Genomic DNA, 20581 nt, shown 5'->3' with positions numbered 1-20581 from the left:
AGGGTGAGGGGATTTCGCTTACTCTTCGCCAGTAAACCCGGCGCGGTTCAGCAGGAACTGCGATAGCATGGCCACCGGACGACCGGTTGCGCCTTTGGCTTTACCGGAACGCCACGCGGTACCGGCGATGTCCAGATGCGCCCAGTTGTACTTACGGGCAAAGCGGGAAAGGAAGCACCCAGCGGTAATCGCGCCGCCCGGACGACCGCCAATGTTCGCCATATCGGCAAAATTGGAATCCAGTTGCTCGTAGTACTCATCACCCAACGGCAGACGCCATGCGCGGTCGCCCGCCTGCTCGGACGCACCAATCAGCTCATGCGCCAGCGGGTTATGGTTCGACATCAGCCCGGTGATGTGATGGCCCAGGGCAATCACGCATGCGCCGGTCAGGGTCGCCACATCGATAACCGCTTCCGGCTCGAAGCGCTCAACATAGGTGAGCACGTCGCACAGTACCAGACGGCCTTCGGCATCGGTGTTCAGCACTTCAACGGTCTGGCCGGACATGGTGGTCAGCACGTCGCCCGGACGATAAGCGCGCCCGCCCGGCATGTTTTCACAGCCCGCCAGCACGCCGATGACGTTAATCGGCAGTTGCAGTTCGGCCACCATGCGCATCACGCCGTACACTGCCGCCGCGCCGCACATGTCGTACTTCATCTCGTCCATCCCTTCGGACGGCTTAATAGAGATACCGCCGGAGTCGAAGGTCAGGCCTTTGCCGACCAGGACAATCGGACGCACATCTTCCGACGGGTTACCTTTATATTCGATAACCGACATCAGCGATTCGTTTTGTGAGCCTGCGCCGACCGCGAGGTAAGAGTGCATCCCCAGTTCGCGCATCTGCTGCTCACCGATTACGCGGGTGATGACATTTTTGCTGTATGAGTCCGCCAGTTGACGCGCCTGAGAAGCCAGATAGGCCGCATTACAGATGTTTGGCGGCATGTTGCCGAGATCTTTCGCCGCTTTGATGCCCGCAGCAATCGCCAGACCATGCTGGATTGCGCGCTCGCCGCTGGTCAGTTCCCGACGGGTCGGCACGTTGAAGACCATTTTACGCAGCGGACGACGCGGCTCGCTCTTGTTGGTTTTCAACTGGTCAAAGCTATACAGAGATTCTTTTGCTGTTTCGACCGCCTGGCGAACTTTCCAGTAGGTATTGCGGCCTTTAACGTGTAGCTCGGTCAGGAAGCAAACGGCTTCCATTGAACCAGTATCATTCAGGGTATTAATGGTTTTCTGAATGACCTGCTTGTACTGGCGTTCATCCAGTTCGCGTTCTTTGCCGCAACCAATCAACAGAATACGTTCGGAGAGGACATTTGGAACGTGGTGCAGCAGCAGGGTCTGGCCCGGTTTGCCTTCCAGTTCGCCACGGCGCAGCAGTGCGCTGATATAGCCGTCACTGATCTTGTCGAGTTGCTCGGCAATCGGAGAGAGACGGCGCGGCTCAAAAACACCCACAACGATGCAGGCACTCCGCTGTTTCTCCGGGCTACCGCTTTTTACACTGAACTCCATGCACTATACTCCTGAATCTTAAAGACAACAGCAGGGGCTACAGATATACTCGACCTCTTTCAAACCGCAGATGCGTTGGCTTGCGCCTGCTTACCCCAGCCACTTACTGAACGTAAGTTCCGGGGCTTCACAGTCTCGCCGCCTTTCTGCAACTCGAAATCCATTGAGTATATAATTGCAAGCTTTCGTAACTCATGTCCGCTGTTGCGGTGACTTCGTGTTAATCTTAACGATACTTAGGTTTCGGCACGTCAGATACGGGTCGGATACGTTTTACCGCTGAGTATATTAATCTTAGCGATGATTTCGACGACTCAAGAGAATAAATGACGTTTAAGCCACGAAACAAGCGATTTTCCAGTAAAAAGACTGGTTTTTACGGGCGTAATATAAAGTGATAATCATAAGATATCTTGCGCGGGAGACGCTAAAAAGCCAGTTTGCGATCCTCTTCATCCTGCTTCTGATCTTTTTCTGTCAGAAACTGGTAAGGATCCTCGGCGCAGCGGTCGACGGCGAAATCCCCACGAACCTGGTACTGTCGCTACTGGGCCTCGGTGTGCCAGAGATGGCGCAACTTATCCTGCCGCTCAGTCTGTTCCTCGGTCTGCTCATGACGCTGGGCAAACTTTATACCGAGAGTGAAATTACGGTCATGCACGCCTGCGGCCTGAGCCGGGCGGTGCTGGTCAAAGCGGCGATGATTCTGGCGCTGTTCACCGGTGCGCTGGCGGCGGCAAACGTCATGTGGCTTAGCCCCTGGTCATCGCGCCATCAGGAATCGGTGCTGGCTGACGCCAAAGCCAACCCTGGAATGGCCGCACTGGCGCAAGGGCAGTTCCAGCCAGCCTCTGACGGTAACTCGGTGCTGTTTATCGAAAGCGTGGAAGGCAGCAAATTCCACGATGTCTTCCTGGCGCAGATTCGCACGAAAGGCAATTCCCGCCCCTCTGTGGTGGTAGCGGATTCCGGCCAACTTGCACAACTGAAAGATGGTTCTCAGGTCGTGACCCTGAACACCGGCACCCGCTTTGAAGGGACGGCGCTGTTGCGTGATTTCCGCGTTACCGATTTCAAAGATTATCAGGCGATTATCGGCCACCAGGCGGTAACGCTGGACCCGGACGATACCGAGCAGATGGGGCTTGATACGCTGTGGCGCACGGATACCCCACGCGCTAAGGCCGAGTTACACTGGCGTCTGACTCTGATATTCACCGTATTTATGATGGCGCTGATAGTCGTGCCGCTGAGCGTGGTGAACCCGCGCCAGGGACGCGTGCTGTCGATGCTGCCCGCCATGCTGTTGTATCTGGTGTTCTTCCTGCTACAGACTTCCCTGCGATCCAATGCCGCAAAAGGCAAAATCGATCCGATGATTTGGATGTGGGCGGTTAACCTGGCGTATCTGGCGTTGGCGATGGGTCTGAACTTGTGGGACACGGTACCGATGCGTCGGATTCGCGCCCGTGTGATGGGCAGAGGAGCGGTATAATGCAGGCGTTTGGCGTACTTGACCGCTATATCGGCAAAACCATTTTTTCCACCATCATGATGACGCTGTTCATGCTGGTGTCGCTCTCCGGCATCATCAAATTTGTCGACCAGTTGAAAAAGGCCGGGCAGGGCAGCTATGACGCGATGGGGGCGGGGCTTTATACCATCCTCAGCGTGCCGAAAGATATTCAGATTTTCTTCCCGATGGCGGCGCTGCTTGGCGCGCTCCTGGGGCTGGGGATGTTGGCCCAGCGCAGTGAACTGGTGGTGATGCAGGCTTCGGGTTACACCCGTATGCAGGTGGCGCTGTCAGTGATGAAAACGGCCATCCCGCTGGTGCTGTTAACCATGGCGATTGGCGAATGGGTAGCGCCGCAGGGCGAACAAATGGCGCGTAACCAGCGCGCGCAGTCAATGTATGGCGGTTCGCTGCTCTCCACCCAGCAAGGGTTGTGGGCGAAAGATGGCGAGACCTTTGTCTATATTGAGCGGGTGAAGAGCGATGATGAGTTGGGTGGGGTGAGTATTTACTCCTTCAACGATCAGCGTCGTTTGCAGTCCGTTCGCTATGCCGCTTTAGCGAAGTTCGATAAAGACACTAAGCTGTGGCGGCTGTCGCAGGTGGATGAATCCAACCTGACCGACCCGAAACAAGTGACCGGTACACAGACGCTGACCGGTACCTGGAAGACCAACCTCACGCCGGACAAACTGGGCGTGGTGGCGCTGGACCCTGATGCACTGTCGATTAGCGGTCTGCACAACTATGTGAAGTACCTGAAATCAAGCGGCCAGGATGCCGGGCGTTATCAGCTTCAGATGTGGAGTAAAATTTTCCAGCCGCTTTCCGTGGCGGTGATGATGCTGATGGCGCTGTCGTTTATCTTTGGCCCGCTGCGTAGCGTGCCGATGGGCGTGCGCGTGGTGACGGGTATCAGCTTCGGCTTTGTATTCTACCTGCTGGACCAGATTTTTGGCCCGCTGACGCTGGTATACGGCATTCCGCCGATTATTGGCGCGTTGCTGCCAAGTACTTCGTTCTTCCTGATTAGCCTCTGGCTGCTGATGCGTAAGAATTAGGTTTCTGTTCTGCTCCCGGATGCGGCTTCGCCTTATCCGGGCTGCTTTCTCCCTCTCCCTGTGGGAGAGAGCGCCTGGCCGCACTAAACTCATCCTATTTCATCGACACACTTTCCCTTATCCTGGCTACGCTTTCCTTACGGTTCTCAAAAAATTCAGGAAGCTATGTCCAGATTCTTCTTTAATGACCGAAAACAATTGGTCAATGACGCCATTGAAGGAATGGTGATTTCCGCTCCCCACGGCAATTTAGTTCGCCTCGACATCGACCCCGCTATTCGTATTGTTGCCCGCGCCGACTGGGATAAATCCCGCGTTGCAGTGATCTCCGGCGGCGGTTCCGGCCATGAGCCCGCACACGCTGGCTTTGTAGGTAAGGGAATGCTCACTGCCGCCGTCTGTGGCGACGTGTTTGCCTCGCCGAGCGTTGATGCTGTGCTCAACGCGATCGTTGCCGTCACCGGTGACCGGGGCTGCCTGCTGATCGTTAAAAACTACACCGGCGACCGCCTTAACTTCGGCCTCGCGGCAGAAAAAGCCAAACGCTACGGGCTGAAAGTAGAGATGGTGATCGTCGCCGATGACATCGCCCTGCCGGACAATAAACAGCCGCGCGGTATCGCCGGAACGGCGCTGGTGCATAAAATCGCAGGCTACGCCGCCGAGCAGGGTAAATCCTTAAGCGAAGTGCGCGACATCGCCCGACAGGCCAGTGAGAGTGTCTGGAGCCTGGGGCTGGCGATGGAGACCTGCAACCTGCCGGGAAGCAGCGATGAATACGACCGTATCCAGCATGGGCAGGTCGAACTGGGGCTCGGCATTCACGGCGAGCCGGGCGCGAGCACGGTGGATTCGCATAACAGCCAGAAGTTGATTGAGACGCTGGTTGCACAGCTGAAAGCACAGGCCGGGGATGACCGCGTTGCGGTGTTAATCAACAACCTGGGCGGTGTGTCAGCGCTCGAAATGGCCCTGCTCACCAAAGAGCTGGCACACTCGGCGCTGAAAGATCAGATTGCGTATCTGATTGGCCCCGCGCCGCTGGTCAGTTCCCTGGATATGAAAGGCTTTTCCCTTTCGCTGTTACGCCTGAACGAGACATTTGAGAAAGCCATTAATGCCGATGTACAGACCGTCGGCTGGCAAAAACCGGTGCCTTTTGCGCCGATGAAAACCCAGCGCCACAACCCGGTTTACAACCAACTGGAAATCGAACCGTCGGAAAACCCACAGGTAAAAACGCTGGTCTCGACGGCGGCGCGGACACTTGTCGATCTCGAAAATCGCCTGAATGCGCTGGATGCCAAAGTGGGCGATGGCGATACCGGCTCGACGTTTGCCGAAGGGGCGCGGGAAATTATCCATTTGCTGGAGCAGGGCGAATTGCCGCTGAATAACACCGCGCAGTTGCTGCAACTGGTGGGCGAGCGGCTGGCAACAGTAATGGGTGGCTCCAGCGGCGTGCTGATGTCCATCTTCTTTACCGCCGCAGGTCAGGCTGTGCATGATGGTAAATCTTTGCCAGAAGCGTTGCTCCGTGGGCTACATCAGATGAAACATTATGGCGGTGCGGACTTAGGCGACCGGACGCTTATCGACGCGTTGCAACCGGCGCTGGAAGCCTTGCGCGATAGCGGGCTGGATGCCGCAGCGTCTGCCGCAAAAGCGGGTGCCGCCAAAACCGCGACCATGCAGACCGCTGGCGCGGGCCGTTCGTCCTATGTGAACAGTGAGAATCTGGAAGGCGTCACCGACCCTGGCGCAGTGGCGATTGCAGAGGTGTTCGCGGCGCTGGCTAAGGGGTAAGCCATTTCCCGGATGCGCTGCGTTTATCCGGGCTACGCCTGGCTTCTGATGCAAATATGAGTGCGGGCTTTCTCCCTCTCTCTGTGAGAGAGGGCAGGAGTGAGGGCAGCAGGCCGCACAGCGCCATTAGCCGGATGTGCTGCCGCCTGGCTCCCGATGTAAATATGAGTGCGGGTTTACTCCCTCTCCCTGTGGGAGAGGGCAGGGGTGAGGGGGATATCAGAAATCTGCTTTCAACACCACGCGGTAACGCGCCTTCCCGTCACGCACATGCTGCAACGCCTCGTTAATCTGCGACATCGGGAACATCTCGGTAGTCGGTGCCACCTTCGCCCGCCCGGCAAACTTCATCAGCTTACGCAGCTCGAACGGCGTACCGGTCGCGGAACCGGACACACTTCTGTCGCCGCCAATCAGCGTAAAGGCCGGGACTTCCAGCGGTTTCAGCACTGCGCCGACGGTATGGAACGCGCCGCCGTGGGCCAGCGCTTCAAAATACGGCTGCCACTGCAAATCAACGTTCACGGTGTTGATAATCAAATCAAACTGGCCCGCCAGCGCTTTTAAGGCCTCCGGATCGCGGCTGTTCACCACATAATCCGCGCCCATCAGGCGGACTTCGGCCTCTTTCGCCGGGTTCGAACTGAACGCCGTCACCTCACAGCCCATCGCCCGCAGCAGTTTGATGGCGATATGGCCCAGCCCACCAATCCCGATTACCCCGACACGGCTGGTAGCGGTGATATGGTGCATCAGCAGCGGTTTAAACACAGTAATGCCGCCGCAGAGCAGCGGCCCGGCGGTCTCGACATCGATGGTATCCGGCAGTGGGATCACCCATTGCCAGCCCGCGCGGATTTTGTCGGCAAAGCCGCCGCGGTTAAGGATGGTTGGCACGGCGCCTTCCTGGCAGTTGATATTGTCGCCGTTGATACAGGCGTCGCAGTGACCGCAGCTTTTCGCCGTCCAGCCAATGCCCACGCGCTGACCGACTTTCAGCCCTTTGTTTTGCGCGGCACTACCCAGCGCCACCACGCGGCCAATCACTTCATGCCCGGCGACCAGCGGATATTGAGAGAAGCCCCACTCGTTGTCGATCATCGACAAATCCGAGTGGCAGATCCCGCAATAATCCACTTGTACTTCCACATCTTCCTGACCCAATTCCCCCGCGTCGTACTCAAACAGCTCCAGGTCTGCCCCGGCTTCTTTAGCGGCATAGCTTTTGATAATCGACATCGCCTTTCCTCATGATGGTGTGAGATTTGAGTGTAGAGGATAGTCAGAGTAGTGGAGTTAATCTTTGCGTAACAAGGCGTTAAGCCAGGTTTCCGCACGATCCGGGCGTTTATCCTGCGTCGTCCACATCGACACCACCTGAACATCCGGTAATGGGCTGACCAGCGCGGTCAGGCCTGATTCGGTTAAGTCAATGAAATGACGACCTTCTTTCTCTCTTTCCTGTTCGCCATATTTGAACGAGACGTACCAAATTCCACCGGGTTTCAGCGCCTGCGCCAGCGTAGACATCACCTGCGGTAAAGCGTGTGCTTCGACGTGTAGCAGGGACGCGCAGCACCATATGCCGTCGTAACGGTCAGTGGCATCAACATCGCTGAATGTCATTTGCTTAACCGCCAGCCCGCTATGCTGCGATGCCATGCGAACCATCTCGGATGACGCATCAAAGGCCTCGACCTGATAACCCATCTCCAGAAATGCACGGCTGTCGCGCCCGGAACCGCATCCGGCGTCCAGAACGCGCGCGCCAGGGGCAAGGTGCGCGGTAAAAGGGGCGTAGAGCGACGACATATCGACGCCGATGGTATCGGCAAAGAATGCCTGTGCATGATTTTGATAGTAGTTAATGGTCATCAGAAAGTATCCGGCCCGGCGGCCTTTGGCTCCCATTCGTGGAATAAGTTTACGCGAGCAGTGTTCCAGACATTTGACAGGAAATCATGCCGTTTTACGGTGCTCGCCCCGGTCTGGCGCATCAGGGTTTCGCGCAGCGGGAGGTGGCTGGTAATGAAGTACTCGTTGCGATCGTGCAGGCGCTGCAGCAATTTCAATGAGGGGACGTGGGCAAATTTCCCCTGTTTACCCCGGTTACAACATTTACAGGCCAGCACCAGGTTCCAGACGCCATTCACATTCCTCACCTGGTCTTTGAGCATCCACGGAATAAAGTGATCGACATCGGCCAGGTTTGCGTCGCCGGTTTCTACGCTTATAGGTGCGAAGCAGTAAAAGCAGCGGCCTTTCTGGTAGCCGTTGAGGCTGTCGCGACAACTGGTGATATCGACACGGCGGTTATTCTGGATGCTGAACAGCATGTTGTCCTGTTCGTCATGCTCCACGGCAATAAGGTTGCGCGACACGCCCATCGCCCAACCCTGCTCGACCAGGTTCCAGCGTGCGTCCGTCTCCAGCTTAAGGTTCTGATACTGCATACCTTCCGTGAGCTGATGAAAATTTGTCGTCAGGCGTATGCCTTTGTGGGTTTTACGCTCGTCGATAAAAAAGCGTTTTTCGATTTCGCCCTGATTGACGTTGTGAAACGCATTGAGCACAACATTAAAGCCGTTTCGCAGCGTCGCTTCTGTCAGCGCATTCTGGTCGATTTGCCCGGCATTAAACTGACGACAGGCATCCAGATACTGACTTCTGGAGGAGGTGATTTGCTTTGGTGCCTGTGCCAGATGGCGACACAGATGCTGGCTGAACGGGACTGCGAGATCTTCGAGCAAGATAAGGTCGCTGCCGTCGCGTTTCACGTCGTACAGCGCATGGGCCAGCGCGAATTTGTAGGAAGCGACATTTTTGCCAAAGAGGATTATGCCGCGCCAGTAGTTCTCCAGCGTGGGTTCAACCTGATAGAAACGCATGCCTTGTCCTGATCTATGGATGTGGGGAATGGGTAAAACCCGTAACAGGATCAGATAACAAGACGCGATAAATGTAAACCGCCGCCGTCACGTTGCAGTGTTTTGCGAGAAGCGTTCCAGATAGTGGGGGAGTGCGGTGGAGATGTGTCGATTTTTTCGGCATTTAGACGCGACAAGGCGGGGGAATGCTTGCGCCGGGATCTGCAACAGGTATAATGCAACCCGCTATCAGCATCCCCTTCAGTGCCGAAGTGGCGAAATCGGTAGACGCAGTTGATTCAAAATCAACCGTAGAAATACGTGCCGGTTCGAGTCCGGCCTTCGGCACCAAGACCTCTTCCAAGACCATCCGAGAAAGTCCATCAAACCCTTTAAAATCAAGGCTTGCAGCGATTTTTACATCCGGCATTGTCCGAGTCCGTCCGTTGAAATCCGGGGGGCACTGGGGGCATAATTGGGGGCATCTTAACTTCGATTAGAAATGTGCCCCCAAAATGAAGCTCAACGCCAGACAGGTCGAGACCGCAAAGCCTAAAGACAAAACCTACAAAATGGCCGATGGCGGAGGTTTGTATCTTGAGATTTCGGCAAAGGGTTCTAAATATTGGCGCATGAAATACAGGCGCCCCTCTGACAAAAAAGAGGATCGCCTTGCTTTTGGTGTTTGGCCAACTGTTACGCTTGCTCAGGCTAGAACAAAGCGCGATGAAGCTAAAAAGCTGTTAGTGCAGGGCATAGACCCAAAAGCTGAACAGAAGGAAGCTCAGGCCGAAAACGCTGGGGCATATACTTTTCAAACCATCGCCCTTGAATGGCATGCCAGCAATAAGCGCTGGAGCGAAGACCATCGATCGCGCGTTCTTCGTTACCTTGAGCTGTATATCTTTCCTTATATCGGCTCGTCTGATATCCGGCAGCTTAAAACCAGCCATCTGCTAGCCCCGATCAAGAAAGTTGATGCCAGCGGTAAGCATGATGTCGCCCAGCGCCTGCAACAACGTGTCACGGCCATTATGCGCTATGCCGTACAGAACGATTACATCGACTCAAACCCGGCCAGTGACATGGCCGGTGCGTTATCGACAACCAAAGCGCGACACTACCCGGCATTACCTTCCAGCCGCTTCCCTGAATTTCTTGCTCGTCTTGCGGCATACCGTGGCCGAATGATGACCCGTATTGCCGTAGAACTTTCTTTACTCACTTTTGTTCGTTCCAGTGAGTTACGCTTTGCCCGGTGGGATGAGTTCGACTTTGATAAAGCTATCTGGCGCATACCGGCAAAGCGGGAAGAAATTAAAGGCGTGCGTTACTCTCATCGTGGCATGAAGATGAAAGAGGAACATATCGTTCCGCTTAGTCATCAGGCGTTGGCTTTGCTTGAACAGCTTAAGCAGATCAGTGGCAGTAAAGAGCTACTTTTCCCCGGTGATCACGATGCTGTGAAAGTCATGAGCGAGAACACGGTTAATAGTGCCTTACGTACAATGGGGTATGACACGAAAACCGAGGTTTGCGGGCATGGATTTAGAACTATGGCGCGCGGAGCATTAGGTGAGTCAGGGCTTTGGAGCGATGACGCTATAGAACGCCAGTTGAGTCATTCAGAGCGCAATAATGTACGTGCTGCTTACATTCATACTTCTGAGCATTTGGAGGAGCGGAGATTGATGGTGCAGTGGTGGGCAGATTATTTAGATATTAGTAAAATAAAAAATATGACTCCTTATGAGTTTGCACAAAAATAAATAATGAATAAATATTTTATCATAAGTTACGAGGCTTTTAGCCTCGTAACACAGTCTTATTTTTCTTGATATTGACGACCTAAAAATCTATGAGATTTAGTAAGAGTCACTCTCCTGTATTCCTCGATGTCCAGTTTTAATTCATCCTTTCCTATCTCATTCAATTTATCTATATTTAGCGTCAATATGTATTGAGCGTCTTCTAAACAGCTAGATTTTGATGAAATATAGTTAAGGCTTTTAATTAGTGTATCTCTGTCAACATCAAAAATGTTATCATGAATTAGTAGTTTAGGATGTCTAATGAAAATACCATGCGTTAGCAGTAATGACATGTCATAAATAAATACTTTTTCTCGCTCATTACTATGGCTACCGTCATCAAATATCCTTAAGTCAAAATCGACAACGCTACTCTTCTCGTTTGCAGAAATGCTAAATGAACATTTTCTGTTTTCCATGACATAATCATGTATAGCGGATACTGTGTCTGTGAACTCTGAAATAGTTGATTCTTGATGCGATATATCTATGTCTAGCTCTACAACTCTAGCAGCCCTTTCTGCTTTTTTCGCTTTCGCCTTAGACTCATAGTCATCATATTTTTTTATAAATGAGGAAAGTTGAGAAAGTTCCTCTAACTTTTTCTCATACGCAAGAAACAAGGTTTTAATGTTACGAAGATGGCCGTTCTGTTTTATTATTGCAGTTTTAGAACTCAGCTTAACTGATACTTCATATATAGAAGCTTCAACTTTCTCAAGGTCAGATAAAATGGAGTCTTTACGTGCGTCGATAAGAACTCTTTGAAAATTATCAATTTTCCTCTTGAACCCTAAAACGTCGCTTAGTTCCTTTCCAATATTATCACCAAGGCCAGATTTCAATTTATTATATAATTCTATAACTTCATTTTCATCTATGTAATTATCCCCAACCAATGCTTGTATTTTATTCAGCTCTGATTTTAAAATGGCTTTTTTATTTCTTAGGCTATCTAAATTATCTTCGTGAATGATTACTTCATCACGAATAAAGTCAAATGTTTTATCTCCCTCTAGTAATTCCATCTCTTGCTTTATAATTTTAACTTGGTAATCAAGATCATTAACCTCAGCCCTGGCATTTGAGATTTTTTTTCCCGAAATAGACTCTATGTCATCTTTTATTTTTCGTTTTGCTATACTCAATTCTGAAATTGATTTATTGATTTCCTTTATTTTTTTATATAGATCTATACTGATTCCGAAAAAGAAAAGGTGTGGTGCAAAATCAGGAGGAATTCTTGCTTTTGTGTCGAAACAATCAATAATAGACTTGAATTCCGAACGTTCATCTCTAATTAAAGGGCCTAGCATACTTCTAAACGTTGGATGTGGCAGTGTCTTATTATCCTCGAACATTAATATCGTCAGGAAGTTATTTGCGTCGTCAATGGATGTGAAGCTTTTTTTAATCCCATTAATGAATAAGGTAGGGGTGCTTTCTTCCGAAATACTTCTCTTTGAGATAATATGGTTTTTATTAATAAAAAAATCGAGGCAAATATATGTCTTTTCGGGAAAAACTGTATCGGGTATTTTCGAAAGCCTGCTGCGACTGTAATCCTTCATCAGACCGAAGTTAATGAATTCTATAAGAAGCGATTTTCCTACACCATTGGTTTTATTAGAGGACTTGTCTTTTTCACCTAATATAAGATTAATTCCTTTTTTGAACTCGATGGGTTCAAAAGAAAATGGTTCACTGTATAGTTTATTTATTCTTATCATTTTTTAAAACCACATAAGGTTCGTTAAAATCAATCAGATCAAGTGCATATAGAAAAATCATTCCATAGTATATAGAACGCACACCGATTAGTCTATTCTTGCGCAAATTTTTTGCAAGCTCGAAGATGCTAATGCGATCTCTATCCTCAAGTAATTTTAATATATATGATCCCACAACCGGTGCTGATTTCTCGATGCGTTCATCTTTAGAAAAAAGTTTCAACATGGCACTGCGACCTTATTAGGAAAAACGTTACATCTAATCATATTATCTATGAGATAGTATTGGATTGCCGAGTCATCATAGTCTATTCCATTTGAACGAAGGCGAGATGCATAATAATCAGTCATTTTGTTTAATGCATTTACAGGATCACCATTGCATTCATCTAAAGCTGTATTGCTGGCGCGTTTTAAATATGCTGAAAGTTTATTGATGTTAATTATTCCTGAATCATTTGATTTACTGATTTCATTCAAAATTCCTGCATAAGTTGTCATTAATGGAATATAAATACCCATTAAATATGCTGCATATGCAGAAAATCTTTTGTTTATTTTACCATTAGGGTCAGGCTCCTCTTGGAACCCATTTCCACTCTGCGGGTGTTCATCGGTACTCAGGATTTTGATCATTTCTAAAATAGTGGTGACTTCTTTCGGTGCTTTTTGTGTTGGTGTGTCAAAAATCTGAGATGATAAATAATCGCTAATCTGCTGTATTTTTACAGGTGGTAAACCCATTATTAGTTTTATTAAATCGGTATAATCTAGAACATCATCAGAAATGGATATTTTGAAGGCGTCGCCATAAGTTGTAGCATGATATTTTTTCTTTTTTGTTAATATTAAAACAATTAACCTGTCTATTTTTTTTATATTGTCAGTTTCTATGAATCCATTGACTGTTTTCTTTATTTTCCCAAAGTCGGGCGTTGATGTGACTTGAATGGCAAGCCTATTTGTTTCATCAATAAGATCTATTGATTTTGCATTTGCACTGATGCTGTTTAAATTTATAAGGGATACATTGAATATCATATTTAATAATTCGCAGAAAAAATATTCAGCATGTATATTTAAATCCATCAAATTCAAACTGGTATTTAATTCAACTTTGTGAGCCAAAATTGCTAGTTTAGTGCTGATTTTATCAATGTTCTCTTTTCGCTGTAACATGGGCTTGATCCTAGTTGCGCCTGCTCAATACGAATGATGTTATATTATCCATAATAAATATGAGGTTTGAGACTTACCAGTTATATCTGACATTATTAAAATAATACACCGCAATTGCGCGCAGTGCTTTCCCCGCCTCGCCTGCCCGCTTAACGGTGCGGTTTTAATGCAGGTGCATGAACCGGCTCAGGCCGCGCCGGGACTGGTGCGGGAAGGAGTAATAAAGGTGCATAAACACATGCAAAACCATGCACCCTGTGGATGCATGGCTTGATTCAGGAAAAATAGCGGGATTTACGGGGATTTTCTGACAGGCTACTGCGCGGCCAGTTCTGCGCGTTTATTCACGTAATTCTGGTTTTGTGCGGGCGTATATTTTTCACGATTATCATCCCGCGAAGCCGCGTCAGGCCTGAATCCGATGGCCGTTAAAATGTCATTATCCTGTGCGGAATAATTAATTTTTTCACCGGCGGCCAGCCACACCGACAGCGCCTCACGCAGGTAACCGACCGAATGCTGCATCGCGCAGCGCGTGACGGCGGGATGCCGGCTGTTATAACCCATTAATTCCGGCGCAAGTGCGGCGGCCAGCTCTGCGCCGTGCGCCTGCATAAAATCATTCAGGCGGTTGCGGATACTGATGTGCTGCACGTTCTCATGTGCGCGAATATAGCGACCGGCAGCCTGATTAATTTCCCACTTTTTCACGTCGATAATGTCGCGCAGCGTTTGCAGGCTACGGGGGGCACGGTCATCACTGGTGACAATAAGTTCGCGGTATTCCTGTTCAGCGTCGGCAAGCTCCTGTTTGCGCGCCAGCCAGGCGGTTTTACTCTTCTCACAGGCTTCAAAAGCCTGCTGTAGCGTCAGAGTGGTCACGGTGTCTCTCCTGATTAATGACGAAACGGCGAGCTGTAACAGCCCTTCACTTTACGCGGTGGCCGGGGGGCCGTTTCCGGCACGGGCTTCGCTGCCTCAGGCGGTGGGCATATCACCTCATCAATCGACTCGATGGTGCGGAACGTCGACGAGCATTCGATATTGGTGCACTGGTGATAGCGTTGCTTGACGTTTTCCGACAGATACCGGCTGGTGCGCGTATGCGCCGCCGTTTTGCAGAACGGACAGTGCATCATGGCAGCAGCCCCCGCGTTTTCAGGTCAGCTTCACGTTCCTGTAACTTTGCATGCCATACCTGATTGCGGGCAAAACTGCCTGCCACGCCATAATCCATGTGCGGGAGGGTGTCGGCAGACAGTCCGGTCTGATAAAGCACGGGTTCGTCAGCCAGACGGATATGGCAGGCTTTCATCTGTGCTTCCAGCCAGGATTTCACCTGCTGCATAACGGCTTTTTCCGGCTCCACATATCCTTCAATACCGGCCGTGTTCGCAAGCGGATTATCCCGTACCAGTGCTTTCAGCTTCATCGCCCGGACAAGTGCCGTGCAGCTTTCACGCAGTGCCTTATCAAGCTCTTTGTCTGCGTACTGGCTCAGGAGGGCATAATGGGCCTTCCGGTATTCATTTGCCGTGCAGTCACAGTTTCCTTTCAGCCGGTCACTTTCCAGGTTCAGGATTTCCGCGAGGTTTTCACATTCCTTCGCCAGCTCGCGGCGCGCTACGCGTTCAATATGGCTTTTTTTCAGTTCGTCAGTAATGACCGCACCACCGGTACGAAATGCCCTGCGCCATGCGCTGGCATCGCTGCCGTTTTCCTGCTCCAGTTCTGCTTTCTGCTCTGCGGCCCGGCTGATGGCAATCGTGGTCTCATCAATCCGTCGTGCATTGTCCAGATGGGCTGCTCTGGCATGTTCCAGCCTTTCCAGTGCGGGTTTCAGGTAATCGGGGAAAACAGTCTCGTTCATGTCATTGTCCTCATCAGTCTGGTGTGAGGTCATTCTGCCGCCCGCCACACAACAACGCGACGCATTGCAGTTGTGGCAGAAATGGCACAAACAGGACATTTACAACCCGGCTTGCCAGAGAAAGGATGCAGGAAAACCTTACTCACCGTTTATTTTTTTACTGATAACTGTTCACTACTGTTCACCGGAAATAAAAAGATAAGTAATACAGTAAGTTAAAGGGTGAACAGTTGAGGGGTTAACTGTTCACCGACTGTTCACCACTGTTCACCGAAGCAATATTTAAATATTTGCCCGTTAATAAAAAATTGAATGTTTATTCCTTTTAATAAAAAGAAATTAAATGCCATAACTGATTGTTTTTTCCTGTTTTCCTGACTCCATGTCACTATTTGACATTATTTGGCAATATATGACATCTGGCTGTTTTTTGAGCTTGCGTTGTGTCAGTGGCAGACGCATTTTGCCTTGTTGCCATGACTGAAAATATGTACAAAATAGGGAGCTACCCGAAGCCGGACAGACATGCCCGGCGCTGTATAAACCCAATGAGGTAGCCCGATGCACACTGCTTTTCCTTCCCTGCGATTTCTGCTCCGGCGATATCCTTTTTCGTTTCTGGTCAACGCGGGGATACGCCTGCCCGCTGTTCACTGACACACCCGATTTAGATTAATTAGTATTAAAAGTTCCTTTATTTATTTGCATTTCCGATAACGGGTTATATGCGGTATTACGTGGTATTACCGGGTTTTACCTTATGAAAAGTCAATGTATGTGGCCGAAAATACAAACATTGTCCTCTGTCTGAATATGCACAAAATAGGGAGCTACCCGAAGCCGGAAGGACATACCCGGCGCTGTATAAACCCAATGAGGTAGCCCGATGCACACTGCTTTTTCTTCTCCATCTTCCGCGCCGCTCACCCCGGTGATGCCCCTCCCTGACAGGACTCAGGAGCGCTTTTTACGCCTGCCCGAAGTGATGCATCTTTGTGGCCTGTCCCGTTCGACCATTTATGACCTCATCAGCCGCAGCGAATTTCCGCAACAGGTCTCTCTCGGTGGAAAAAATGTCGCCTGGGTACATTCCGAGGTCAGCGCCTGGATGGCGGACTGTATCGCCCGTCGTAACGGAGGGATGTGCGCATGATTATCCTGACCATTGGCGGACAGAAACACACTCTTGCCCCCGAAGATGCACATCTGCTGAGTCTTGCACTGACCTCTGTCACGGAGGGGAAAAGCGCCAGCCGGGGCTACAGAGTGCGTTCACCGGCGTTCAGTGTGGAGCGTGCCGCCCCACAGAGTGAGCAGAAGCATCACCGTTCCCGCACCGCCGGGAAAGACACGCTCACTGACTGCTGAGGTGCCGTTGTGTTAATTATTCTTTTCCCTGGCTTGCCTGCCGGGGTTTTTTACGGGTATAGTTTCCGCGCTGTCGCAAAATCGGCAGCCGGGCGTAGGAACCCGAGTTACTCAATGGCGACACCAGACGCGCCATGCGTCTTTTTTTACGTCGTTGCTCAGGCACACCCATTTTTCGGGCTGTGGCTCTTATGCCATAGCTCCTTTCAGATAATGGTGGTCCGGGCGGGGCAGCCTTCGGGCTGGCCGGTACCCATTGAGGCCGGTATTCCTACCCCCGTCCGGGTCACCACCCATGAGTGTAGGAACTCCGGTGGTGGCAATAACCGCTACTCAATGGAGGCTGCCATCATGGCTACTATCCTCACCCCGTCACACCCGCAGTTTGTCTTTGTGTTTGCCGCCGTTCGTCGTGCAGACCGTAAACCCCGTATCCTTATGCTCCGCACCGTGGCCGGTGATGAACATACCGCCCGCCTTGCCCTTGTCCGTGATTACGTCCTCTCGTTCGCTGGCCGTCTGCCGGTTGCGGAGGTGCGCGCATGAAAGACCTGACCCTGACCATCACCCGTGCTGACCTCCAGCACCTCGAACACCTGCGTAATGTCGGCCAGCTTGTCGGCGAACTTATGCTGGTACAGGACTGCACCACCTCCCGTCGCGACCCGGAGCAACAGTTACAGCTTGCCTCCGTCATTCACCTGATGACTGCCCGGCTTGATGATGTGGTCGAACGCTGCAATGCACGCTGGCTCACTGAGGAGGTACGCGCATGAAACAGCCCTTACCGCCTGTATTACGTGCCGCCCTGTACCGCCGCGCGGTCGCCTGTGCCTGGCTGACCCTGTGCGAACGTCAGCACCGCTATCCGCATCTCACCCTCGATGCACTGGAAAGCGCTATCGCTGCCGAGCTGGAGGGCTTCTATCTGCGCCAGCACGGCGAAGAGAAAGGCCGCCTGATTGCCTGTGCGCTGCTGGAAGACCTGATGGAAGCCGGGCCGCTTAAGGCCGCCCCGTCACTGTCCTTTCTGGGACTCGCCGTCATGGATGAGCTTTGCGCCCGTCATATCACAACGCCTGTGCTGCACTGAGGGAAAAAACAATGAAAATGAACGTAACGGAAACCGTCAACCAGGCATGCGGCCACTGGGCGCGCATTCTCCCGGCGCTGGGGGTGAAGGTGATTAAAAACCGGCATCAGGCCTGCCCGGTCTGTGGCGGGAGTGACCGCTTTCGCTTTGATGACAAAGAGGGGCGCGGCACCTGGTTCTGTAACCAGTGCGGCGCGGGTGACGGCCTGAAACTGGTCGAAAAGGTGTTCGGTGTGAAGCCGTCCGAGGCTGCCCGGAAGGTGAACGCCGTCACCGGCAGTCTGCCGCCGGTTTCCCCGGCGGTGATGGCGGTCGCAGAAGATGAAACCGGTGCTGACCGTAAAGCGGCGGCTGCGCTGGCCGTAAAACTGATGGAGAAGACCTGCACGGCCACCGGTAACGCCTACCTGACCCGCAAGGGCTTTCCCGCGCATGAATGCCTGACCCTGACAGCCACGCACAAAGCCGGCGGCGTGATGTTCAGCGCCGGTGATGTGGTGGTGCCACTGCATGACGGGACCGGCGCACTGGTTAATCTCCAGCTTATCAGTGCTGACGGCCTCAAACGCACCCTGAAAGGCGGGGCGGTGAAAGGGTGTTGCCATACCCTTGAAGGGAAAAAACAGGCCGGGAAACGCCTGTGGATAGCGGAGGGGTATGCGACCGCGATTACCGTGCATCACCTGACCGGCGAAACCGTCATGGTGGCGCTGTCGTCCGTCAACCTCCTTTCTCTGGCGAGCCTGGCCCGTCAGAAGCACCCGGCCTGCCAGATTGTTCTCGCCGCCGACCGTGACCTGAACGGAGAAGGACAGACAAAAGCCGCCGCGGCCGCAGACGCCTGTGGGGGCACGGTTGCCCTGCCGCCGGTGTTCGGTGACTGGAATGATGCGTTTGTCCGGCAGGGCGAAGAAGACACGCGTAAAGCCATTTATGACGCCATCCGGCCACCGGCTGACAGTCCTTTCGCTACCATGAGCGAAGCGGAATTTACCGCCATGAGCACCAGCGAAAAGGCCATGCAGGTGTATGAACATTATGGCGAAGCGCTGGCCGTGGACGCGAACGGCCAGCTTCTGTCCCGCTATGAAAACGGCATCTGGAAAATCATTCAACCGTCCGATTTTGCCCGCGATGTGGCCGGGCTGTTCAGGCGTCTGCGCGCGCCGTTCTCGTCGGGGAAAATCGCCTCCGTCGTGGAGACGCTGAAACTGATTATTCCGCAGCAGGAAACCCCGTCACGCCGTCTGATTGGTTTTCGTAATGGCGTGCTCGATACCAGTACCGGCATATTCAGCCCGCACCAAAAAGCGTACTGGCTGCGCACCCTGTGCGATGTCGATTTTACCCCGCCGGTAGCGGGGGAAACGCTGGAGACACACGCCCCGCATTTCTGGCGCTGGCTCGACCGTGCCGCCGGTGGCAGACCGGAGAAACGCGATGTGATTCTGGCGGCACTGTTTATGGTGCTGGCGAACCGCTATGACTGGCAGCTTTTCCTTGAGGTCACCGGGCCGGGTGGCAGCGGGAAAAGTATTCTGGAAGAAATAGCGACGCTGCTCGCCGGAAAGGATAACGCGACATCGGGCGACATTAATATGCTGGAGGATCCCCGCAAACGTGCCGCCCTGATTGGCTTCTCGCTCATCCGTTTGCCTGACCAGGAAAAATGGAGCGGTGACGGAGCCGGGCTCAAGGCCATCACCGGCGGCGATGCGGTCTCCGTTGACCCGAAATACCAGAACCCTTACTCGACGCATATTCCGGCGGTGATTCTGGCCGTGAACAATAACCCGATGCGCTTCACCGACCGCAGCGGCGGCGTGTCCCGTCGCCGGGTGATTATCCATTTCCCGGAACAGATTGCCCCGGAAGAACGTGACCCGCAGCTTAAGGACAAAATCGCCCGTGAGCTGGCCGTGATTGTGCGCCAGTTGATGCAACAGTTCAGCGATCCAATGGACGCCCGCACACTGTTGCAGTCTCAGCAGAACTCGGACGAGGCACTCAGTATTAAGCGCGACGCTGATCCGACGTTTGATTTTTGCGGCTATCTGGAAATGCTCCCGCAGACCAGCGGGATGTTTATGGGTAATGCCAGTATCATCCCGCGTAATTACCGTAAATATCTCTATCACGCGTATCTGGCCTATATGGAGGCCAACGGGTACAGGAACGTGCTCAGCCTGAAAATGTTCGGGCTTGGACTGCCTATGATGCTGAAAGAGTACGGCCTGAATTATGAGAAGCGGCACACAAAGCAGGGGATACAAACCAACCTGTCGCTGAAAGAGGAAAGCTACGGCGACTGGCTGCCGAAGTGCGACGAACCCGCAGCGACATAACCCATCTCAGACCGGCAACAGCCGGTCTTATTCATTCTGACCTTTACCACAAGGTGAACAATCCACTGTTCACTCTTCACCGTTTCATCACCTCTTAACCTTATGAAATTTTTAATAAAAAACCAAAGGTGAACAGTGTGAACTGTAAAAACTAAAAAAACTTTTTATCTCCTAACCTAGCGCATTCATAGTGAGCATAAATTACAAAGGTGAAGAGTCGACTGTTCACTCTTCACCAACCATTCACCACCTATCGATATGATATTAAAAAGAAAAATAAAGAGGTGAACAGTGTGAACAGTTTTACGGAAAAAAAGAATTTTACTGATGTTCAATATTACCCCGGTTTGGATCCGTATACCGGAACCTAACCGATGGAGGAAAACTATCGATTTACTTATGAAT

The 20581-nt window shown here is 51.8% G+C and carries 21 protein-coding genes and 1 tRNA gene; 12 read left to right on the top strand and 10 right to left on the bottom strand.

Going from position 1 to position 20581, the window contains the following annotated elements; translation table 11 throughout:
- Positions 1-18 precede the first annotated feature (18 nt).
- Positions 19-1530 carry a leucyl aminopeptidase gene (gene pepA, locus MRY16398_RS25395; RefSeq protein ID WP_039076902.1) on the bottom strand — a complete coding sequence of 504 codons (1512 nt, stop codon included), beginning with the start codon at positions 1528-1530 and terminating at the stop codon, positions 19-21.
- Positions 1531-1809: 279 nt separating this feature from the next.
- Between pepA and MRY16398_RS31070 the strand changes: the two genes are divergently transcribed.
- From MRY16398_RS31070 to MRY16398_RS25380, 4 genes are all read left to right on the top strand, one after another.
- Positions 1810-1860 (top strand): hypothetical protein, encoded by a 51-nt coding sequence (locus MRY16398_RS31070; protein ID WP_216637209.1) that lies wholly within the window; start codon positions 1810-1812, stop codon positions 1858-1860.
- 64 nt (positions 1861-1924) lie between these two features.
- Positions 1925-3025, top strand: a complete 1101-nt coding sequence (gene lptF / locus MRY16398_RS25390) for an LPS export ABC transporter permease LptF (protein WP_125125435.1) — start codon at positions 1925-1927, stop codon at positions 3023-3025.
- A complete protein-coding gene (lptG, locus tag MRY16398_RS25385; RefSeq protein WP_071193522.1) occupies positions 3025-4107 on the top strand; it encodes an LPS export ABC transporter permease LptG in 1083 nt (360 codons plus the stop codon). The genes lptF and lptG overlap by 1 nt, the downstream gene beginning before the upstream one ends.
- Before the next feature lie 165 nt (positions 4108-4272).
- Positions 4273-5913, top strand: coding sequence for a dihydroxyacetone kinase subunit DhaK (locus MRY16398_RS25380; protein ID WP_125125434.1), 1641 nt, complete (start codon positions 4273-4275; stop codon positions 5911-5913).
- 219 nt (positions 5914-6132) lie between these two features.
- Here the strand turns inward: MRY16398_RS25380 and ahr are convergent, their stop codons facing one another.
- The 3 genes from ahr to MRY16398_RS25365 are packed head-to-tail and all read right to left on the bottom strand — an operon-like array spanning position 6133 to position 8801.
- On the bottom strand, positions 6133-7152 hold the full coding sequence (gene ahr, locus MRY16398_RS25375; RefSeq protein WP_039076898.1) for an NADPH-dependent aldehyde reductase Ahr: 1020 nt from the start codon (positions 7150-7152) through the stop codon (positions 6133-6135).
- 57 nt (positions 7153-7209) lie between these two features.
- Complete coding sequence (locus MRY16398_RS25370) at positions 7210-7788, bottom strand: class I SAM-dependent methyltransferase (RefSeq protein ID WP_125125433.1); 579 nt, start codon at positions 7786-7788, stop codon at positions 7210-7212.
- Positions 7788-8801: an HNH endonuclease family protein gene (locus tag MRY16398_RS25365; RefSeq protein WP_125125432.1), complete on the bottom strand. Its 1014-nt coding sequence runs from the start codon at positions 8799-8801 to the stop codon at positions 7788-7790. The genes MRY16398_RS25370 and MRY16398_RS25365 overlap by 1 nt, the downstream gene beginning before the upstream one ends.
- Positions 8802-9046: 245 nt before the next feature.
- On the opposite strand from MRY16398_RS25365, the gene MRY16398_RS25360 reads away from it, so the two are divergent.
- Positions 9047-9131: transfer RNA gene (locus MRY16398_RS25360), tRNA-Leu, on the top strand.
- 164 nt (positions 9132-9295) lie between these two features.
- On the top strand, positions 9296-10549 hold the full coding sequence (locus MRY16398_RS25355) for a tyrosine-type recombinase/integrase (RefSeq protein ID WP_125125431.1): 1254 nt from the start codon (positions 9296-9298) through the stop codon (positions 10547-10549).
- 56 nt (positions 10550-10605) lie between these two features.
- Here MRY16398_RS25355 and MRY16398_RS25350 read toward each other — a convergent pair whose 3' ends face one another.
- The 6 genes from MRY16398_RS25350 to MRY16398_RS25325 all read right to left on the bottom strand — a co-directional run bounded on the left by MRY16398_RS25350 (position 10606) and on the right by MRY16398_RS25325 (position 15370).
- Positions 10606-12321 carry a DUF2326 domain-containing protein gene (locus MRY16398_RS25350; RefSeq protein WP_125125430.1) on the bottom strand — a complete coding sequence of 572 codons (1716 nt, stop codon included), beginning with the start codon at positions 12319-12321 and terminating at the stop codon, positions 10606-10608.
- Positions 12305-12547 carry an ABC-three component system middle component 6 gene (locus MRY16398_RS25345; protein WP_125125429.1) on the bottom strand — a complete coding sequence of 81 codons (243 nt, stop codon included), beginning with the start codon at positions 12545-12547 and terminating at the stop codon, positions 12305-12307. The genes MRY16398_RS25350 and MRY16398_RS25345 overlap by 17 nt, the downstream gene beginning before the upstream one ends.
- A complete protein-coding gene (locus MRY16398_RS25340) occupies positions 12541-13500 on the bottom strand; it encodes an SMEK domain-containing protein (RefSeq protein ID WP_125125428.1) in 960 nt (319 codons plus the stop codon). The genes MRY16398_RS25345 and MRY16398_RS25340 overlap by 7 nt, the downstream gene beginning before the upstream one ends.
- 315 nt (positions 13501-13815) lie before the next feature.
- Positions 13816-14382, bottom strand: a complete 567-nt coding sequence (locus tag MRY16398_RS25335; RefSeq protein ID WP_125125427.1) for a phage polarity suppression protein — start codon at positions 14380-14382, stop codon at positions 13816-13818.
- Positions 14383-14396: 14 nt separating this feature from the next.
- The gene (locus MRY16398_RS25330; RefSeq protein ID WP_125125426.1) at positions 14397-14639 is read right to left on the bottom strand and encodes an ogr/Delta-like zinc finger family protein; all 243 of its coding nucleotides are present in this window, start codon (positions 14637-14639) and stop codon (positions 14397-14399) included.
- Positions 14636-15370 carry a glycoprotein 3 gene (locus MRY16398_RS25325; protein WP_125125425.1) on the bottom strand — a complete coding sequence of 245 codons (735 nt, stop codon included), beginning with the start codon at positions 15368-15370 and terminating at the stop codon, positions 14636-14638. The genes MRY16398_RS25330 and MRY16398_RS25325 overlap by 4 nt, the downstream gene beginning before the upstream one ends.
- A gap of 886 nt (positions 15371-16256) precedes the next feature.
- Between MRY16398_RS25325 and MRY16398_RS25320 the strand changes: the two genes are divergently transcribed.
- The 6 genes from MRY16398_RS25320 to MRY16398_RS25295 are packed head-to-tail and all read left to right on the top strand — an operon-like array spanning position 16257 to position 20176.
- Positions 16257-16523: a helix-turn-helix transcriptional regulator gene (locus MRY16398_RS25320; RefSeq protein ID WP_125125424.1), complete on the top strand. Its 267-nt coding sequence runs from the start codon at positions 16257-16259 to the stop codon at positions 16521-16523.
- Positions 16520-16738: a hypothetical protein gene (locus tag MRY16398_RS25315; RefSeq protein WP_125125423.1), complete on the top strand. Its 219-nt coding sequence runs from the start codon at positions 16520-16522 to the stop codon at positions 16736-16738. Before MRY16398_RS25320 ends, MRY16398_RS25315 begins: the two co-directional genes overlap by 4 nt.
- Positions 16739-16747: 9 nt before the next feature.
- The gene (locus MRY16398_RS25310) at positions 16748-17284 is read left to right on the top strand and encodes a host cell division inhibitor Icd-like protein (protein ID WP_125125422.1); all 537 of its coding nucleotides are present in this window, start codon (positions 16748-16750) and stop codon (positions 17282-17284) included.
- Positions 17281-17514, top strand: a complete 234-nt coding sequence (locus tag MRY16398_RS25305; protein ID WP_125125421.1) for a hypothetical protein — start codon at positions 17281-17283, stop codon at positions 17512-17514. Before MRY16398_RS25310 ends, MRY16398_RS25305 begins: the two co-directional genes overlap by 4 nt.
- Positions 17511-17831 (top strand): DUF5375 domain-containing protein, encoded by a 321-nt coding sequence (locus tag MRY16398_RS25300; RefSeq protein WP_125125420.1) that lies wholly within the window; start codon positions 17511-17513, stop codon positions 17829-17831. The genes MRY16398_RS25305 and MRY16398_RS25300 overlap by 4 nt, the downstream gene beginning before the upstream one ends.
- Positions 17832-17842: 11 nt before the next feature.
- Positions 17843-20176, top strand: a complete 2334-nt coding sequence (locus MRY16398_RS25295) for a primase-helicase zinc-binding domain-containing protein (protein ID WP_125125419.1) — start codon at positions 17843-17845, stop codon at positions 20174-20176.
- Positions 20177-20581 lie beyond the last annotated feature (405 nt).

Origin of the sequence: Phytobacter sp. MRY16-398, from assembly GCF_003925915.1 — a bacterium.
GTDB classification, from domain to species: domain Bacteria; phylum Pseudomonadota; class Gammaproteobacteria; order Enterobacterales; family Enterobacteriaceae; genus Phytobacter; species Phytobacter diazotrophicus.
This window is presented reverse-complemented; position numbering and strand designations above follow the sequence as displayed.

Bases quoted from the DNA above. Each gene is read 5' to 3' on its own strand.
- pepA (WP_039076902.1), bottom strand. From the start codon at position 1,530: ATGGAGTTCAGTGTAAAAAGCGGTAGCCCGGAGAAACAGCGGAGTGCC.
- lptG (WP_071193522.1), top strand. From the start codon at position 3,025: ATGCAGGCGTTTGGCGTACTTGACCGCTATATCGGCAAAACCATTTTT.
- MRY16398_RS25380 (WP_125125434.1), top strand. From the start codon at position 4,273: ATGTCCAGATTCTTCTTTAATGACCGAAAACAATTGGTCAATGACGCC.
- ahr (WP_039076898.1), bottom strand. From the start codon at position 7,152: ATGTCGATTATCAAAAGCTATGCCGCTAAAGAAGCCGGGGCAGACCTG.
- MRY16398_RS25370 (WP_125125433.1), bottom strand. From the start codon at position 7,788: ATGACCATTAACTACTATCAAAATCATGCACAGGCATTCTTTGCCGAT.
- MRY16398_RS25365 (WP_125125432.1), bottom strand. From the start codon at position 8,801: ATGCGTTTCTATCAGGTTGAACCCACGCTGGAGAACTACTGGCGCGGC.
- MRY16398_RS25355 (WP_125125431.1), top strand. From the start codon at position 9,296: ATGAAGCTCAACGCCAGACAGGTCGAGACCGCAAAGCCTAAAGACAAA.
- MRY16398_RS25350 (WP_125125430.1), bottom strand. From the start codon at position 12,321: ATGATAAGAATAAATAAACTATACAGTGAACCATTTTCTTTTGAACCC.
- MRY16398_RS25345 (WP_125125429.1), bottom strand. From the start codon at position 12,547: ATGTTGAAACTTTTTTCTAAAGATGAACGCATCGAGAAATCAGCACCG.
- MRY16398_RS25340 (WP_125125428.1), bottom strand. From the start codon at position 13,500: ATGTTACAGCGAAAAGAGAACATTGATAAAATCAGCACTAAACTAGCA.
- MRY16398_RS25330 (WP_125125426.1), bottom strand. From the start codon at position 14,639: ATGATGCACTGTCCGTTCTGCAAAACGGCGGCGCATACGCGCACCAGC.
- MRY16398_RS25325 (WP_125125425.1), bottom strand. From the start codon at position 15,370: ATGAACGAGACTGTTTTCCCCGATTACCTGAAACCCGCACTGGAAAGG.
- MRY16398_RS25320 (WP_125125424.1), top strand. From the start codon at position 16,257: ATGCACACTGCTTTTTCTTCTCCATCTTCCGCGCCGCTCACCCCGGTG.
- MRY16398_RS25315 (WP_125125423.1), top strand. From the start codon at position 16,520: ATGATTATCCTGACCATTGGCGGACAGAAACACACTCTTGCCCCCGAA.
- MRY16398_RS25305 (WP_125125421.1), top strand. From the start codon at position 17,281: ATGAAAGACCTGACCCTGACCATCACCCGTGCTGACCTCCAGCACCTC.
- MRY16398_RS25300 (WP_125125420.1), top strand. From the start codon at position 17,511: ATGAAACAGCCCTTACCGCCTGTATTACGTGCCGCCCTGTACCGCCGC.
- MRY16398_RS25295 (WP_125125419.1), top strand. From the start codon at position 17,843: ATGAAAATGAACGTAACGGAAACCGTCAACCAGGCATGCGGCCACTGG.